15 protein-coding genes are annotated in these 17,291 nt (G+C 54.6%); 8 read left to right on the top strand and 7 right to left on the bottom strand.

Annotation, left to right across the window (positions count from 1 at the left end; translation table 11 throughout):
• Positions 1 to 13 precede the first annotated feature (13 nt).
• Both ACP5OT_RS13315 and ACP5OT_RS13310 read left to right on the top strand, forming a co-directional pair.
• Positions 14 to 1,249, top strand: a complete 1,236-nt coding sequence (locus tag ACP5OT_RS13315) for a hypothetical protein (protein ID WP_428113060.1) — start codon at positions 14 to 16, stop codon at positions 1,247 to 1,249.
• A 23-nt stretch (positions 1,250 to 1,272) separates the two neighbouring features.
• Entirely contained in the window at positions 1,273 to 1,599 is a 327-nt protein-coding gene (locus ACP5OT_RS13310; protein WP_424676059.1) for a hypothetical protein, read from the top strand.
• Positions 1,600 to 1,901: 302 nt separating this feature from the next.
• On the opposite strand, the gene ACP5OT_RS13305 is transcribed toward ACP5OT_RS13310, so the two are convergent.
• Entirely contained in the window at positions 1,902 to 2,357 is a 456-nt protein-coding gene (locus ACP5OT_RS13305; RefSeq protein WP_424677413.1) for a GIY-YIG nuclease family protein, read from the bottom strand.
• A 104-nt stretch (positions 2,358 to 2,461) separates the two neighbouring features.
• On the opposite strand from ACP5OT_RS13305, the gene purD reads away from it, so the two are divergent.
• Positions 2,462 to 3,706, top strand: coding sequence for a phosphoribosylamine--glycine ligase (gene purD / locus ACP5OT_RS13300; RefSeq protein WP_424677412.1), 1,245 nt, complete (start codon positions 2,462 to 2,464; stop codon positions 3,704 to 3,706).
• 3 nt (positions 3,707 to 3,709) lie between these two features.
• A complete protein-coding gene (gene purN / locus ACP5OT_RS13295) occupies positions 3,710 to 4,327 on the top strand; it encodes a phosphoribosylglycinamide formyltransferase (protein WP_424677411.1) in 618 nt (205 codons plus the stop codon).
• A gap of 13 nt (positions 4,328 to 4,340) precedes the next feature.
• On the opposite strand, the gene ACP5OT_RS13290 is transcribed toward purN, so the two are convergent.
• Both ACP5OT_RS13290 and ACP5OT_RS13285 read right to left on the bottom strand, forming a co-directional pair.
• Positions 4,341 to 6,014, bottom strand: a complete 1,674-nt coding sequence (locus ACP5OT_RS13290) for an ABC1 kinase family protein (RefSeq protein ID WP_424677410.1) — start codon at positions 6,012 to 6,014, stop codon at positions 4,341 to 4,343.
• 165 nt (positions 6,015 to 6,179) lie between these two features.
• Complete coding sequence (locus ACP5OT_RS13285) at positions 6,180 to 6,575, bottom strand: diacylglycerol kinase family protein (RefSeq protein ID WP_424677409.1); 396 nt, start codon at positions 6,573 to 6,575, stop codon at positions 6,180 to 6,182.
• Positions 6,576 to 6,767: 192 nt separating this feature from the next.
• On the opposite strand from ACP5OT_RS13285, the gene ACP5OT_RS13280 reads away from it, so the two are divergent.
• Positions 6,768 to 7,409: a histidine phosphatase family protein gene (locus ACP5OT_RS13280; RefSeq protein WP_424677408.1), complete on the top strand. Its 642-nt coding sequence runs from the start codon at positions 6,768 to 6,770 to the stop codon at positions 7,407 to 7,409.
• 52 nt (positions 7,410 to 7,461) lie between these two features.
• On the opposite strand, the gene ACP5OT_RS13275 is transcribed toward ACP5OT_RS13280, so the two are convergent.
• Positions 7,462 to 8,925, bottom strand: coding sequence for a glycosyltransferase family 39 protein (locus ACP5OT_RS13275; RefSeq protein WP_424677407.1), 1,464 nt, complete (start codon positions 8,923 to 8,925; stop codon positions 7,462 to 7,464).
• A 242-nt stretch (positions 8,926 to 9,167) separates the two neighbouring features.
• Positions 9,168 to 9,296: a hypothetical protein gene (locus ACP5OT_RS13270; protein WP_428132383.1), complete on the bottom strand. Its 129-nt coding sequence runs from the start codon at positions 9,294 to 9,296 to the stop codon at positions 9,168 to 9,170.
• 140 nt (positions 9,297 to 9,436) lie between these two features.
• Between ACP5OT_RS13270 and ACP5OT_RS13265 the strand changes: the two genes are divergently transcribed.
• The 3 genes from ACP5OT_RS13265 (at position 9,437) to ACP5OT_RS13255 (ending at position 13,898) form a co-directional block, all read left to right on the top strand.
• The gene (locus tag ACP5OT_RS13265; protein ID WP_428132381.1) at positions 9,437 to 10,525 is read left to right on the top strand and encodes an imelysin family protein; all 1,089 of its coding nucleotides are present in this window, start codon (positions 9,437 to 9,439) and stop codon (positions 10,523 to 10,525) included.
• 42 nt (positions 10,526 to 10,567) lie between these two features.
• Positions 10,568 to 12,913, top strand: a complete 2,346-nt coding sequence (locus ACP5OT_RS13260; RefSeq protein WP_428132379.1) for an FTR1 family iron permease — start codon at positions 10,568 to 10,570, stop codon at positions 12,911 to 12,913.
• 67 nt (positions 12,914 to 12,980) lie between these two features.
• Entirely contained in the window at positions 12,981 to 13,898 is a 918-nt protein-coding gene (locus ACP5OT_RS13255; RefSeq protein WP_428132377.1) for a nitroreductase family protein, read from the top strand.
• A gap of 109 nt (positions 13,899 to 14,007) precedes the next feature.
• Here the strand turns inward: ACP5OT_RS13255 and ACP5OT_RS13250 are convergent, their stop codons facing one another.
• A complete protein-coding gene (locus ACP5OT_RS13250) occupies positions 14,008 to 16,329 on the bottom strand; it encodes an exo-alpha-sialidase (RefSeq protein WP_428132375.1) in 2,322 nt (773 codons plus the stop codon).
• A gap of 60 nt (positions 16,330 to 16,389) precedes the next feature.
• Positions 16,390 to 17,160: a hypothetical protein gene (locus ACP5OT_RS13245; RefSeq protein ID WP_424677565.1), complete on the bottom strand. Its 771-nt coding sequence runs from the start codon at positions 17,158 to 17,160 to the stop codon at positions 16,390 to 16,392.
• Positions 17,161 to 17,291: the final 131 nt, after the last annotated feature.

Here is a 17,291-nt window from a genome sequence, read left to right as displayed (position 1 = left end):
AAGGTTAGGATCCATGGCTACGACAAGTATCTCGCAGACCCGCATTCCCCAGCTTGGGCAGGTTCAGATGCTCGGCCTGACCGCTGCCGTGATAGGAATCGGTGTTTTGGTTGCCGGATATTTTCTCAACCCAACCTCGTTCTTCGAGTCGTATATCTATGGCTACTATGTAGCAATGACTATCCCGCTCGGCTGCCTCGGTTTTCTGATGGTGCAGCACCTTACGGGCGGCGCATGGGGCGTCACCGTGCGGCGAATGCTCGAAGCCGGTGCAGCAACGCTGCCGATCATGGGGCTGCTCTTCATTCCAATTGCGCTCGGCTATTTCGATACGTACAAGGCGCTTGGGCTTGAACACCCACTGTACGAGTGGGCTAACCCCGAAATCGTGACCCCTGGTGGTACTGAGTACGACCCGATTATCGCGCACAAGGTGCCATGGCTTAGCCCAATCTGGGTCACCGCTCGTATTGCCATTTTCTTCGCGATCTGGACGCTGCTCGCCTATACGCTGCGAAGCTGGTCACGCCAGCAGGACGCCGGCGGTGATCCGAAGAAGTTGGCGACCCGTATGCGCCGACTGAGCGGTATCGGCGTGGCTCTGTTTGTAATCACCGTAACCTTCTTCTCGTTCGATGTGACGATGTCGCTCGACCCACACTGGTTCTCGACGATTTACGGTGCGCACTATATTGCTAACTCCGGCCTCATGACGCTGGCATTCCTTGCGCTGATGATGAACCGCGTGCGCGATGCGAGCCTCTTCCGTGAATACGTGTCGGTGAAGCCGATCCACGATATTGGCAAGCTCATGTTTGCCTTCACCGTCCTGTGGACATATATGTCCTACGGTCAGTTGGTGATTATCTGGTCGGGTGATGTGGCCGAATTTACGCCATGGTACATACATCGCACGCAGCACGGTTGGGTCTTTGTGGCGTTGGCCCTGATGCTATTTGCGTTCGCGTTGCCCTTCTTCGTCTTACTGTTCCGTGGTACCAAGCGCAATCTGACAACCCTTGCGACAATTGCCGGTTGGATTGTCTTTATGCGCTTCGTTGACATGGCGTGGATCGTGCTTCCGGAGTTCCGCGAGCATGTGTGGGATATTACCTTGACCGATATTGCCGCACCGATTGGTTTGATCGGCCTGGTAGTTGCCCTCTTTGCTGCTAATGTGCAACAAGCACCGCTGTTGCCGCTGCGTGATCCCAATATGGAGCAGTTGCAGAATAGCGGTCATCACTAACCTAATGCTGAGGAGAGACGACTATGAGCTATCGCCCAACCTATTCTGCACCACGGTATGCGCCACGACCGGCTCAGCAGACCCGCACGATGGCTGAACCACCTCTGAGCCGCCTGATGATTGCCGGTTTAATGGTGTTTATTATGTTAAGCCTAGTGGTGTTGTTAGCAGGGCGTGTACCCTTCACCCCACAACCGGCGCCGGTGACAGGGAATACCTATCGCAGTTATGTCTCCGAGGCGCGGACACTCCTCAATAGCTATGGCTATACGATGGAGGGTAAGGTACATATCCCAATCGACCGGGCGATGGATCTGATCGTTGAACGCGGCTTGCCGGTACGTGAGTAGGACGAAGATCTGATCGGGGGTAACAAGACCCCGCGCTCCGCTCGGGGTGACAAGACCGGACGGTCACGGCAACACGCTACCGCCTTCGTGCCATTCCGCGCGTGATGCCACCTTTTTGTCATTCCGCGCCTGATACCACCCTTTTGTCATTCCGAGCGGAGCGAGGAATCTGAGCGGGTTGGGTACGACCCCGCGCTCCGCGCGGGGTGACAATGGAGGACGGTCACGGGCAACACGATCAGAGCGTGAATCTGTTTCAGATAGGTGCAGGAGTGGGTTGTGAACTCACTCCTGTGTTATTGTCAATTACCGACCAGCCACGTAGCAATGTTCGGTACAGCCATCGTAGCGTAAAACAGGTGCCCACCACAACCCGTATCAGATGCTCCGAAGTGTGGAATAGGACGCACTAACCCAGGTACCGTTGCTAAAGCAGTACACCAACGGCACTCCAACCGCTCTTTCCCCGTCGCTACCCATATCATTTCGAGTTCGAGATAGGGGCGTAGGTAATCGATGTGCCAATGCGGACGTTTGTTCACGAGACAATGTCGCCGGAGCCGCGCCGCCAGGCCACCTGCCCCAAACGCACTGCCGACATAGTAATAGTGACCGGCAGCCAGATCAAACCTGCCCAGTCGCCCGATTGCAAGCTGGTTGAGCGGTTGGGTTAAGCGTAGATGTAAGAGATATGTACCTGACGTGCGTAGGTACGGCAGTTTGCTCAACATACCCGGCGCTACGGCAAAGACTTCCATGTAGTCGCTACTCCAGTCACATCGATTGTCGAATAATCGCCAGACCCATGCTATACTTACGGCGATGGTATGGCAACCGGCCGTTCAACGTGATTGAAAAGCTTATGAACGTACTACTTATTGGTTCCGGCGGACGCGAGCACGCATTGGCGTGGAAAATTGCCAACTCACCTAACTTTACCAAACTTCTCACCATCCCTGGCAATCCCGGTACCGGACGGTATGGCCGGAATGTTCCTTTTCCGCTTGACGATCACCCCGCACTGATCGACCTCGCTCAGCAAGAAAAGATCGATCTGGTGGTAGTTGGCCCCGATAACCCGCTCGCCGATGGGATTGTCGATGCATTTCAAGCTGCCGGTATCCCGGCATTCGGCCCAACAGCCGCCGCGGCCCGGATTGAAAGTAGTAAATCGTTCGCTAAAGAGATCATGGCGGCGACCGGCGTACCAACTGCACAAAGCCATGTCTTTGCTTCGGCTACCGAAGCTGCCGAGTTTGCCCGCGCCAGCGGCAAGGCTTGGGTCGTCAAAGCCGATGGCCTGGCGCTCGGCAAAGGCGTGATCGTAGCTGAGACACTTGACGAGACGATAGAAGCAATTGCCAAACTGAGTACCATTCCCGCAGGGCATCATCTCTTGCTCGAGGAGCGTTTGTACGGACGGGAAGTGTCGGTGCAGGCGCTTTGCGATGGTACACGGTTGTGGCCATTACCACCGGCTCGCGATCACAAGCGGCTAGAAGAGGGCGACCGCGGACCCAACACCGGTGGAATGGGAGTGATCGCTCCGGTTAATGAGGTGACACCGGCGCTGCTCGATGAAATCGTCAATCGCTGTATGCAGCCGGTCGTCAATGAGCTAGCCCGACGGGGGACGCCGTTCCGTGGCCTGTTATACGCCGGCATTATCCTCACCGCCGACGGCCCAAAAGTACTGGAGTTCAATGCACGGTTTGGTGATCCGGAAGCACAGACGGTGTTGCCGCTGCTCGAAGGCGATTTTCTCGGTGCTTTGTACGCTTGTGCTACCGACCAATTGCAGCCGGATATGCTCCGCTGGCGCAAACGGTATGCCGTCTGTGTCGTGTTGTGTGCCGCCGGTTACCCCAGTCGTCCGCGAAAGGGTGATCTGATCCGCGGAGTTGAGGCACTCGACGAGGATCAGGTATTGGTCTTCCACGCAGGAACTGCGGTTGGCCCGAACGGTCTATGCACCGCCGGCGGACGTGTGCTCGGCGTAACCGGCCTTGGCTCAACGCTGAAACAAGCGCGCGAACGAGCCTACACGACTGTCGAGCAGATCCGCTTCGAGGGTAAGCATTTCCGCCGCGATATTGGACAGGAGTAGATTGTGCCTGGCATCGCGGTCCTGCTGAGCGGCAGTGGCAGTAATCTGCAAGCGCTCCTTGATGCCCAAGCTGCCGGTGCATTGGCCGGCGAGGTGACATTGGTCGTCAGCGATCGGGCACAATCGTATGGCCTACAACGTGCGCTTAAGGCCGGTATTGCCGCTGCCCACATCCCTCTCACCGCATCACGTGGTCCACTCCGGCAACAGTGGGAACAACGGTTGGCCGGTGTTATCGCCTGTTTTGAACCAGATCTCATTGTATTGGCCGGTTTTATGCGCGTGCTTTCGCCGGTATTTCTCGAACGGTTTCCGGATAAGGTCATCAATCAACATCCGGCTCTGTTGCCCACCGACGGCGGTGATACAGTCACAACTAGCAATGGAATCGTGATTCCGGCTCTACGTGGTGCCCACGTCGTCGCCGACGCTATCCGCCTTAAGTTGCCGGTAACCGGTTGCACGATTCATCGGGTGACACCGCGGGTTGACGATGGCCCCGTCTTGGCAAGAGCTGAAGTGCCGGTCCTACCTGATGACACTGTTGAGTCGCTCCACGAGCGGATCAAAACAGTGGAACGACGGTTGATTGTAGAGACGGTAAATCGATTATTAGGGTAACAAACCGCTACGCTTATTCACGGCGCAACAATGCTAATGTCAACATGATCCCGCCGGTCACCACTCCACCAATCCCAACAAACAGGAGTGTCCACGGTAAAATACCGTACCAATCGAGCATACGCATTGCTACCGCCACGACGGCCACTCCGATAATAAACGCCGACACCACGATCGCGAGCGCCAGGCGGTTGGCTGCACCGATCAGTGCACCGGCCACCCGGCGTAACTCCAATTCGCGGGTTTGCAGACGCAGCTCACCCTCGTTGAGGCGGTGGAGACTTTGGCTAATCTGCTCAGGTATTTCAAATGCCAACTCACCGAGTTCACGCCCACTCGCCAGAGCCTGCGCCCCCAAAACAGCCGGAGAGACCTGTTCACGCAGCGCTTGCTGAATGTAGGGACGGGCAGCCTCGAACACGTTCAAGGTCGGATCGAGCTGCATGCCTAATCCTTCCATCATCACCACCGTCTTCAGGAGTGTTGCCAGGGGGCCGGGAATGACCAGTCGGTGCCGACGGAGCAGCGTAGTAAGACCATCAAACGTTTCACGTGCCGATATCATACCGAGCGGGCGGTCGACAAATCCCTCCACGAAGCGTTCCAAATCGCGCCGCAGTGCTGCCGTGGCTGCACGACGTTGGATGACGCCAAGCCGTTCAAGAGCGCGGAGAAGCGCTTGACTATCGTGGTTAACTAACGCGCCCATCATCCACAACAAGCCCTGCACCGTGGTCTGATCCAGCGTGCCAACCTGACCAAAATCGACCACTCCGAGTACCTCGCCATCGATCACAAAAAAGTTGCCCGGATGGGGATCGCTATGAAAGAAGCCATATTCGAAGATCTCGGTCAACGTAATGTTAACACTAGCCCGGGCCAACCGGGCCAAATCAACACCGGCAGCGCGGAGGGTAGCCATATCGTTCAGTTTAATGCCGAACACCCGCTCGGTCGTCAAGATGCGCGTGTCAGTATACTCCCAGTAGACACACGGAATGAAGATATGCGGATTGGCGCAAAACATCTGGCGAAAGCGATCGGTGTTGCGAGCTTCGCGCACATAATCAAGTTCGGCGCGTAGAGTAGCACTGAACTCCCAAATGATCTCGCTCAGATTGTACTGAGCGGCGAACGCGAGTCGTTCTTGGGCCAAGGCAGCCAAATCAGCCAGAATCGCCAAATCGGTCTGAATACGCGCCGCAATATCGGGCCGCTGCACCTTTACCACCACCGCTGTACCGTTGGGCAGAGTGGCAGCATGAACTTGCCCCAACGAAGCGGCTGCGAGGGGCTGCGGATCAAAGGTTTGAAAGAGTTGTTCGATTGGCCGACCGAACGTAGTTTCGATCAGATTAATCGCCTGTTGGCCGGGAAACGGAGGCACTGTATCTTGCAGTTTGCTCAACTCGGCGATCAAATCGGCAGGAAGCAGATCGGGACGAGTACTCAAGGCCTGCCCTAATTTGACAAACGTCGGTCCAAGTTCGATCAAGGCTTCACGGAGGCGCTCGGCATTATTGAGCGGAGACGGTGTCGGTGCGCGAAGGATCACGCGACGTGGCAGCGACAAAAGAGAGGTTAATCCAAGCTGATCGACCAGATAGCCAAAACCGTGATGAACTAAGACTTGCACGATTTCACGGTAACGGCCAAGATGGCGGGCCTGCCGAACCAGTGGCCACATACGTTGTTTTACCTAATAGCCCAATAACGCTAAAACCACAGTCATACCAAAGCGACGCCGATGGCTTCACGTTCGATTAGCGGGGTACGTACATCTGCACGGGTAGTATACTCTAATTTTGGCCGGAAGTGGTGATGTTATCGCGCTATGCGGTTGATGTTGGCTTCACGACGTTAGCCCAAGCCACAGCATCCACAAACGTGGCCCAAACATGAGGATACCGATAACAACGGCGATACAGGCACAGATTAAGACGGTGCCGGCAGCTACGTCTTTGGCGATCTGGGCCAGGGGATGACGTTCGCGGGTCGCTAAATCGACAACCGCTTCGATTGCGGTATTAAAACCCTCTGCCGCCAAAACCATCCCAATCGTCAGGCTTAAGATCATCCATTCCGCGTGCGTGATGCGGAGGACAATCCCCAGGGCAATCGCGATTGATCCGATGAGGAGATGGATCTGAAAGTTACGTTGAGTACGCGCCAGATAGCCAATACCGGTAAAGGCGTAGCGGAATGCGGCTAATAAACGACGTGTGCTGCGATCGATCGGCGCAGCCATACAGATCATTCCTCTCTTAGCAATGACGATAGCATCGTGTCAATGATACCAAATACGGCTAGAAACGATGCCACTACTCACTCTATGCGCTCTGTCTCCCAACACTCGTACATGAACATACGAGAGATACCACCTTCAGCTATAATAGCCCTGCGTGATCGACAGCTTCACTACATCAAGGGCACGGTATATATGCGACTGATTATTGTACGCCATGGCGAGAGCGAATGGAACCGGATTAATCGATATCAAGGTCAACAAGACGCACCGCTCTCTGAATTAGGCCGGCAACAGGCACTGGCATTGGGCGAGCGCCTTCGCCACGAAAAGATCGATGTGGTATACAGCAGCCGGCTCCAACGAGCAGCTCATACTGCGCAAGCCATCGTTGCCCATCACCCCGGCCTCAACATCATTTACGATGACGCCTTACTTGAGATCAACCACGGCGAGTGGGAAGGGAAGTATATCCACGAGATCATGGAGAAATACGCCGATGGATTGCGTGAGTGGCGACAACACCCTACCCGCTCACAGATGCCGGGCGGCGAGAGTTTCTCGAATGTACTAAAGCGTGTCCTCGATTTTCGTGAGCGGATCTGTGTTGAGCATGCGCACCAAACCGTCTTAATCAGTACCCATGATGTGATCGTCAAGATTTTGGTCGCCGACGCACTGGGGATGAATATGGATCGAATTAATCGGATTTGGGTAACGAATGCCAGTATTAGCGTGATCGAATACGGCGACGATCTCCCCTATCTGATTAGTCTCAGCGAGGCATGCCACCTTGGTCATTTGGCAACAACGCGCGAACAGCAGCATGCGTTGTGACAGCGGGCAGCAGATCGGAGCAATCGGTGGTTGCTCCGATCTGCACCGACGATCAGCAATTGATGATCAAGCTACAGCGATTGAACAAAATATCAGAGAGCCGCATAAGAATCTGGAGCGGAACTTGTAATTGATAATACAACATTCCATCCCAGATCAGCCCCTTCCGTAACTCGGTGCGAAGAAATGTCCACTGAGCAATTAATCCCACATTCCACGCGACGAAAACAAGTGAACCGATCAGTAATGGCTTCCAACCCACCCGCGACTGAAGCCAAGCGATCAATGCTGCCAGTCCGAGGGTAAAGATCGGCGTACACTCAATGAGACGCCGAAACCCGAACGAGCCACTCAGATGCCACGTAGTACCGAAGGCACCGTTAATGTAGACTTGAGCCAGAAAACCGATCAAAAGGAGTAATGCCAACGGTCCATCACGCCAAAAGAGCCAGGGTAGGCCGATGAGCGCGACAACGAGGATCGGACTCCACAGGAACGCGCCATGAGCGGGATCGAGGAGCGTACCGAAAAAGTGAGGGCTAACAAGTAATGGAAACGGGCCAAGATGCACCACCCCTAATTTACTTTCCACCGTCGTCGAGGGACCGATCCGCCCATTGAGCACCCAATAGGCGGCCAGTTGTGGCGTGAGTGCCAAGATAAAAACGCCAAGAAACACGGCATGGCCTATGATCAGCTCGCGCATCACCGCCCATTGCCGTCGCCGGAGTGCCCCAACATACGCCGCCAGCGCCTCAAATGCCGGAATGATTAAGAGCAGCCCCAACTGCTCACGGGTCATAACCATTAATCCGGCAACAACACCCAACGCAAGCCAGACACTCCAATGCCGTCGCCCATCGCTTTGGCCGATGTTCCCCTCACGCCCACGGAGCCAGATCGTGAGAAAGAGGGCAAATAAAAAAAATCCATTGGCATGCGACCACGCCATGGCGAGGTAGGTATAGAAAACCAGTGGAGTAGCGAGAAAGATAGTGAGTGTAGACAGCAAAGCCGGTAACTGACCGGCATAGATACGTGCCAGCCGGTAGGTCAGTAATAAACCGGCTAAGCTATACAGCGCCGACATGAAGCAAACAGCAGTAATGTAGGGCGGACTGAAACCATCGCGTGCGATCTCTGCACCGAACGTGTTCGCCACTTGCACCCACACATCGGCCAGGAAAAAACCGGGAAACCAAAGAATTGCCGAACCAACGGGGGCAACATTGCGTAGTTTGCCGGTCACTGGGTTGGGATTGTTATCATCGGGGCGCAGCAAGGCATTGAATACTGCCAGGTCATTCCGTTGCAGCCCGATTGTAGCGAAGTGTTGATACTCATTGTAAAAATCGAGATCGTGATCAAAGTAGAGCGAGCGCAGATAGGCGTAATACTGTACCTCATCGCTCAGCGCAATCCGAGGTAGGCTGATGGGCAAGAGCACAACAAAGACCAACACGATCACGAATGGCCCAAACTCACGCCGCGCCAAGAACGTGCGTATCGGTTCCATCCATCTCATGAGCCGAGTATGAACGAAGGTTGGCATATAGTCCTTCAACAAGAACAAAACAAAAACGAATAGGTGCAATCTGATAAACACACAGCTTTGCGATGCCGGTAATACAGCACTAGCAACTCGTTTGCTATTGTACGACGAATCATCACCAACGCTGCACTGCTCAGCAGCACAAATTCAACAGATGGACACGATGATGGCGTCCATCTGTTGGTCAAGGAAGATTGTATGCCAGGCTACCGCAGCACCATCGGGAGCATCACCTGCGGCAACGTCACCTGTTCAATCGAGATGGTTGCTACCGGTAAGGCCGTTGCACTCGGATTACCGGCTCCATCGTACAACGAATCGTCACTGTCGGCCACAGCAGGTGTCGTTATTTTTAGAAGTTTTTGTTTGACAAACTTGATTTATTAGCATATTCTAAATAACGAGGTTGCTATCTTTTGCCGGAACCAATAAGTATCTACATGGGGTGTACATTACGTGACAGAGGAAACAAACTATGATCCGCTTGCTTCGTCTTAATCTTGTCGTTGGTTTGCTTACCCTATTCAGTTTCAGTGTGGGTGCATGCAGTCAAGCAAGTACACCAACCCCAACTGTCGTGACAATGACCACTGACTTAACCGGGATCAAAACCTATTTGTTGGAACAGACCAACGCACTTGTAATCACTACTGCCCAATTACAAACTGCCGCTAATCGTTACTACGACCTCGCCCAAACTTTCGGGTTCGATTATGCGACACTCTGGCAACAGCAAACGCAAGCAGCCATGAATGTAATTACGACCGCTCGCGAGGCTTGGATAACGGCCAGTCCTATCTATGAAAAGATGGAAGGCATTGTTGCCGGTACGCCAGTATTAGCTCAATTTGATGTTGACCTCGATGCCGGTACTGCTGGTGACGAAGACCCTGCTAATGCTGTCTCTTTTGATCTCATTCTTCCCGACGGTCGTGTCTTATCGAAACCGGGTAATCTCTTTGGCGTAACGGAAAGTACGCTATGGGGAACAGAACCGGCCTTCACGACAGCCGTACCCACCGATTGGAACGGTAACGGCGTAATCGAATTTGGCGAAATATTGCCCGATGCTCAGGTTTTAAAGGCTAGCACCGACCAATTAGCAGTCATGGCCAGTGAACTTAATGCTGCAGCGCAATCGTGGGTACCGACCGAAAGAGACGCCTTCACAGCCCTCGTTGTCATGGTACCAACGATGAGCGAATACTTCGCTTCGTGGCGCGATTCACGCTTTGTACTCGGCGAGGCCACAACGCAACGCGACTTTAATGTCATTTCGCGCTTGGCCGACATCCAGGATATTCTCAGTGGTCTAGAGATTGTCTATACCCAAATCCGACCACGGGTAGCAATGGTCGATCCGGTACAAGCTGAGCAAATCGCTATCGGTCTAAGGGACCTAAAGGCATTTGTCGCCGATATTTATACCCAGGAACGTAATGGCCGGCGCTTTACACCTGAAGAGGCTGACATCCTTGGGGCTGAAGCACAGAACCGTGCTACTGCGATTACCGGTCAAATTAGTCAGGTGGCGGGAGCACTCGGTATACCTATCACCGAGTAAGGCAATTGATGACTAACTCGTCTCTCTACTAGGGAGTAGCATATGAATCGCTGTATCCATCATCGTATTGTGCGATCCGGTTTGATTACCCTGCTTCTCATCACCATTGGATGCCACCTCAGTGCAACCGATAGCTCTGCTCAGACTGTTGCACCGGGTCAACTCGCTGAACACATTCGAGCTACATTGGTTACGCTGCAAATCGCCGGTCTGTCCGATCCAACAACAACCCAGCAGACTATCGATTACCTGCAGCAAGAATACAGCATGCTGGCGCCATCGATTATCCGATACGCACCAGACATCGACTCTGCGATCAAAGACGGCTTCGCGCTGGCCCGGCAAGCATCGGTAACGTCTGACCAACTACTGTTTGCAGCTGCCCGGACTCGAATTTGGACTGCACTGCTGAAAGGCAGTTATACTATCGTCACCGAATCACTACGAGCTGGTGATCCCGCTACTGCCCAACAATGGCTAGCCGTGCGCGAATTCCGCCATGCTAATCGCTTTACCCGTCCAAATGCCGATGCAACCAAAGCAGTACTCGCCGCAACAGCCGGTATGATAGCACCCGTAGAAGCACTCGCTGCGGTAGAGGCCGACCTACTCGATACCTATCAAGCACGCCTGTATGAAGCGTTAACGACCTTGGCAGCAGTCGACGAACAGGGTTTTGCCATCCGACGGGCTGAAGCAGCCAGTCTAGCAACCGGCTACTTTGCGATTATCACCCCTGCTTACGCTACCCAACGTGGAAATGAGGCCGCTACTACTACACAACACGTGTTTAGCGAACTCGAACGTGCTGCCCTCACCGGTCGGCCAATCGATTATTGGCTAATACAGGCCCACGCGATGTTGAGCGGGTTTCGTGCTGCCCCGCTCAGCGCTACTGAAAGAGTTCGGCGCAGCAGCCAGTTATTGCGATTCTTGAAACTCGTCCCGATTGAATACGAACGAGGAGTACGCAACGGGCAAGTCACCGTTGATCTGGAAATTCGTGAAGCCATAACCTTTCACGCTGGGGCATTAGCCGCCTTTACCGACTTGCACGATCTCCTGGAGCAGCGCAATCCAACACTCACCGCCAAGGTGATGACCCAGTTTACTGAATTAGGCACCGTATTAGCACAAACCGGTAATCGGCAAACTGTGGCCGATCCGGCAATGATTCGTGCGGCTACCGAGAACCTCATCACCGATCTCTACACTCTCTTACCACCGGAATGGCAGAAGCAAGATAATAGCGCCGATTTTGATGTAATCCGCTCGATCCTCGATCAGATGGAGCATGCCGTTCGTGCCGGTGAATACGAACTAGCCGAATCGGCCCGTCTTGAGGCTTATGCGATGATGGAGATCGGACCTGAGGCCAAGCTGATCGCGTTTGCTCCCCAATACAAACCGATCATTGAGAACTATTTCTGGTACGGACAACACGATCACAAAGGATTGGCCTATCTGATCGAACAGCGCGCATCGTCAACTGAGATTGCCGCCACGAGGGAGGCACTGGATCAAGTACTTAGCGAGGCCGAACAAGCCTTAGCCGGCAGCAATGCGCCACCGGCTATTATTACCAATGCGGCCGTAATTGTCTTTCGTGAAGGGCTCGAAGCTGTACTGATCTTAGCTTCACTAATGGGTAGTTTCAAAACGGCGGCTCAACGCCGATTGCGGCGACCGCTCTGGATTGGCGCCGGATTGGCGCTCTTCGCGACAATGTTAACATGGTTCCTTGCCCAAGGTGCATTAATGGCAATGGCCCGTTTCGGTGAAACGCTGGAAGCCATTGTATCATTGATCGCAATTGCCGTCCTTCTTCTGATTACCAATTGGTTTTTCCACGATATCTATTGGAAGGATTGGATGTCATCATTCCATCAGCAGAAAAAGCAGATTTTGGGCCAGCAAACTGGACAATGGTTTGGTCTCATTGCCCTTGGATTTGCCAGTATTTACCGTGAGGGGTTTGAGACGGTACTATTCTTACAGGCACTTACACTTGAAGGAACCGTCACCATTGTCTTGCTCGGTGTCGGTTTAGGGCTAGCATTAACTAGCTTAGTCGGAGTGGCCGTCTTTGTGATGCAAGCTAAATTGCCACACAAAAAGATGTTGATCGTGACCGGTATTCTGATCGGAGCGGTTCTCCTGCAAATGGTCGGGCATACCGTCAATATCTTACAAGTCATTGGTTGGCTACCGATCCACCCAATTCGCCAGCTCGAACTACCGTACTGGAGCGGTTTCTGGTTTGGCCTCTACCCAACGTGGGAAGGGATCGGTCTACAACTAGCAGCGGCCGTTTTTGTTATCGGCAGTTACTATCTCGCCGAATATATGCAGCGGCGCGAACAATATCGATACACAGCGGCGAGGTAGGTTACCGCGTTTGCTACATCGAGAAATGAAACGATACGTAAGTCAATGAATTACCCGAGGAACTACTATGATCACCGATCAAGATCCAATTGCTGCCTTGGCAGCAAAGGCCATTGAACACATGAATAGTGACCACGCCGACGTAGTGCTGATGTATGCCCGCGGATTAGCAGGTATATCTTGGGCGCAGACGGCCTGCTTGACCGTGCTCCAAGCCGACGGGATGGAACTCCACGTTAGTGGACACGGCCAAACAGCATCGGTGTGGATTCCATTCCATCCACCGCTTCGCCAAGCCGAACAACTACGATCGCGATTGATTGAATTGATGCAGCAAGCTAGCGACCGATTGGACGCCGAAACCATGATCGTTTCACCACCCCCTATTGATGATCCAGTCGATCCTCAACACCTGTATAATCTCATTGCCACACGCCGAAGTTTTGCCTTGACCGACATCGCACCCGATCCACTCGATTTTCAGACCGTAACAACCTTGCTCGAAGCGGCTAATTGGGCACCCAGCCACGGTCAAACCGAACCGTGGCGTTTTAGCGTATACAGCGGTTCAGCGCGGCAAACCCTCGGTGAGGCTTTTGCCACCGCATACCGATTACTGAATCCAGACCAACCTGCTAATAGCGCCGGGGAAGAAGTTCAACGCCGACGAGTCTGGAAAGCACCGGTTTGGATTGCTATCGGGATGCACCCAAACCCCAAACGGCCAGAGTGGGAAGAATTGATCGCCGTCGGTTGTGCTGTACACAACATGCATCTCATGGCGAGTGCATTTCGATTGGCGGGTAAATGGACGAGCGGTGCCTGTGCGATTCACCCTCATGTTGCCGAAGTCGTCGGTTTTACCCCGCCAACCCGCCTGCTTGGCTTTTTCTACGTCGGTCGCTCAGCCCGCAATGATTGGCCACAGGCTCAACGCCGATCACTAACGGGCAAGGTCGTGTGGCATGGTGATCCATCGGCATAAGTTATTCGCTTCCGGTTGGAATACCACGTGTGCTATCCCGACCGGAAGCTACTGTATGATACCTACTGCTCTAAACCGCCTTACGCCACCGCCGGCACCGAATATAGCACTACCGGTTCAGTAGCGGTAGAAACACCGTCGGTAGAGTAACTTGCTCTAACGTGATCGAGGCCACCGGTAACACCGCTGCACTCGGATTACCGGCTCCATCAAGCACCCGGGCATAGACGTAATAGTCTCCCGGTGTGAGTTGCGCTTCCGGCAACCCACTTGCCAGACTCCAGACGATACGAAAAGTACCGGTATCTCCCGGTGCTTCGACCGGTATCCACACGAGATTGGGATCGTTCGCCGGATCGGCCACGGTTGTTCGACTATTGGCTAACCAGACTCCCCAAAACCCACGACCAGGATAAAGGTTATCGGTCACACTGAGGCTGCTAAATTGGAGCTCGACCAAGATCGTTGGCGCAGCAGGGATGGCGAGTGCTTGAAGCGTACCACCGTTCAGCACCGGCGGTGTGACATCGTAGGTCAAGGTGCGAACGACCTGCATCGTATTGCCAAGGGCATCTCGCATTTGCACGACCACCGGCATTGGGCCTTCACCGATGGTACCGGGATAGGGTAACACGTTGGCAAACCGACCATTGCTAATCGCCAGATTATTCACGCTGTTCAACGTTGCCGTGTTGGGAGCAAGGGCAAAACGTTGTAACCCGCTACAATCACCGAGACTACGTGCTTCGACGAAGAGCGCCGGCACGCGGGTATAATTGGAGTGACCATCGCTCGCGCCGCCCTCACCGATCAGATCGGCAAGCGTCACCGAGGTAAACGGTGAAGTCTTCCAGCGGGAGAAGGGATTGGCAATCAAGATACCACCCAATACGGATGTATCGATGATCACACCATCAGCCTCAACCTGACCGACCAAACCGTCGGTCGAGCGACGGAGCTGTGTGTACAAGACACGTTCCACACAGCCGATGTCGGTCTGCAATGTCGCCGGGATCGGAACCGTCAAGACGCTGGTTGGGCCGGTCGGGGTAAACGGTTGCCAACCACCCGAGTCGTTCTCGGTATCGGTCGGCGGTGCACCCCACCGCCAGCGCACCTGATCGGGAAGGTTCGTCGTCGAGAGATTGGGGAAGGTGATATTCACGGTATTTCTGCCCACGCCACCAACGATGGGAGCTCCATTTTCGATGAGTGGTGGCGAATCAGGCAAACCACCTGGCGCGCGGAAAAGGACGTAGCGCGGCTTCGGTAGGGTACCCTGAAAGATCTCGTGTGCGACATGCATATATGCGCGACTGCCGGCGCGGGCTTTCCCCCAAGCGTTAAACACTGGGGCAACGGTTGGTGCACTAACCACCGGCAAGAACCCTTGCCCCACTGGGCGAGCGGTGTAAAACAATTGATTGGCATTGCGATTGTCGCGCGCCCCTTGTCTAATCCATGTAAGGTGCAGATTACCAAGCCGATCGTAGTCGACGGATACCCGACCATCACCTTTGCCACCGATGATTTGCACCGCCGACCACGGACTGCCTATGGCGGTTACCGGCTTTTCGGCGATAAAGATGCCATCATCGGCGCCACGAAATGCCACGACAATGCGGGTATTCGGAGCGGGATCTGGACTGAAGGAAACACTGGCATCGGCAAAGACGGCCGATGTGCTGCCGTTGACATCAATCGGGGTATTGAACGACGTACCGTTCCAGAGAGCGACCATCACGTGGAGGGGACGCGGGGTGTCGCGGGTAAAGGTAATGGCCACCTCGCCGTTGGGACCGGCAGCTAATGCCGTTTGCGACTTGTAGGCAGCGACCGCGGTAATCATTCCTACCGGTGACCATGTTGCGCCACGGTCATTGGAAAAGGCGAAATTGATGTTCTTACCGTCACGCCATGCGGCAATGAGCTGACCGTTGCTGCGCACGGCCAGGGCCGGCTCGACGGCAAAGCTATCACTACTCATCCGTATCACTTCAAACGTAGCCGGATGCCAGTTGCCACCCGGCTCGCGTCGGCGCAGATGAATTCTCTTGGCCTTTTGATCAATCCACAACACGTACACCTCACCCGTCGGTGCGGTTGCAACGGCGGTTTGCACCCAATCTTGGGCAATACCGGCTTCAACGGTGCCAAGCTGGAGCGGGGCGGGAAAAGCAGCATCTTCTTCACCCTTCACCCACAGCTTCACCATACCTCGCTCGGTCGCAGAGATACCGTCGGTTGCACTCACGTAGACTCCGTTGGCGTTCACCGCGAGTTGCGGGTATTTCGTATTACTGGCAACCAGATCGATTTCACGCACGAAGGCAGCACCTTCTTGAGCTTGGGAATGATGGGGAAAGAGGCTCACCAGGAGGGTTATGATCAGTAGCATAATGGCGGTACTCACGGAGATACTGCGCGCCATACGGTCTTCTCCTTATTCGTTCAGTGACTAGGATGCGGAGACGATAGACAATGCTCGTATCTAAGGAGCAACGATAACGTCATCAAACATGATCCCACCGAGGGCACGGGTATAGACCCCCACCCGACCGGCCGGCAGCGGCTGGGCGTCCTCCGCCTGCAGCAGCACCTTGCCGTTGAACCGCACCGTCAGCGCGCCCCCGCGCAGCTCGAACTCAACCACATGCCACTGCCGTGGCGCAAACCCCGGCCCCTCCACCGTCGCTAATGGCGTGACCACGCCTTCGACCACCTTCTCCAGCGCGTACTTCGGCGTCGCTGCGTACTCGTTCTTGAGCAGGCGGACCCGGTAGTAGCTCGCTTCGTAGCCCACCTCCCCCTGATAGCGCGCCACCAGCCCGGCAATCCCGTTGAACTCATCGTAGAAGCTCACCCGCACAACCCCATCGCCGACCGTGACGGGCGCGAGGGCCGCAACTTGGGTGAGGGCACTGTTGCGCAGTTCACCGGCAAAGTTCTGGCGCAACCGCCCGTTGTCGATCAGCCAGTTGCCTTCATCGCCGGCGATAACGAAATCGAGGTCGACCAACGTCCACGCCGCCAGACTATCGGCGGTCGCGAAATCGGCGACAAACCGTGGGCCGGCGGCCAAGCCGGCGGGAACGGTCGGGTTCGGGCCGACGGTCGGCGCCGGTGGTTCGGGTGGATACTGCAAAATCGGGCCACCTTCTTCAGCTTGACTCGGTCGCAGCGAAAGCCAGATAGCGCCGCCCAAGCCCAAGAGTATGCAGAATAGAGCAAAACCAAGCAACTGTGGTCGTCGAGGCTGCATTGCCGATTCCTTTCTCTCATACTTGCTTACCGATTGTACAACGTCGCCGGCTACCTTGGTAGTCTTAGGATACAGGTAAAAAGTCCTAAAAACGGTACCATTTTTGCAAAACTTTTGCGAACCTATGGTCG

Source organism: Chloroflexus sp. (assembly GCF_049970315.1).
Classification (GTDB): domain Bacteria; phylum Chloroflexota; class Chloroflexia; order Chloroflexales; family Chloroflexaceae; genus Chloroflexus.
This window is presented reverse-complemented; position numbering and strand designations above follow the sequence as displayed.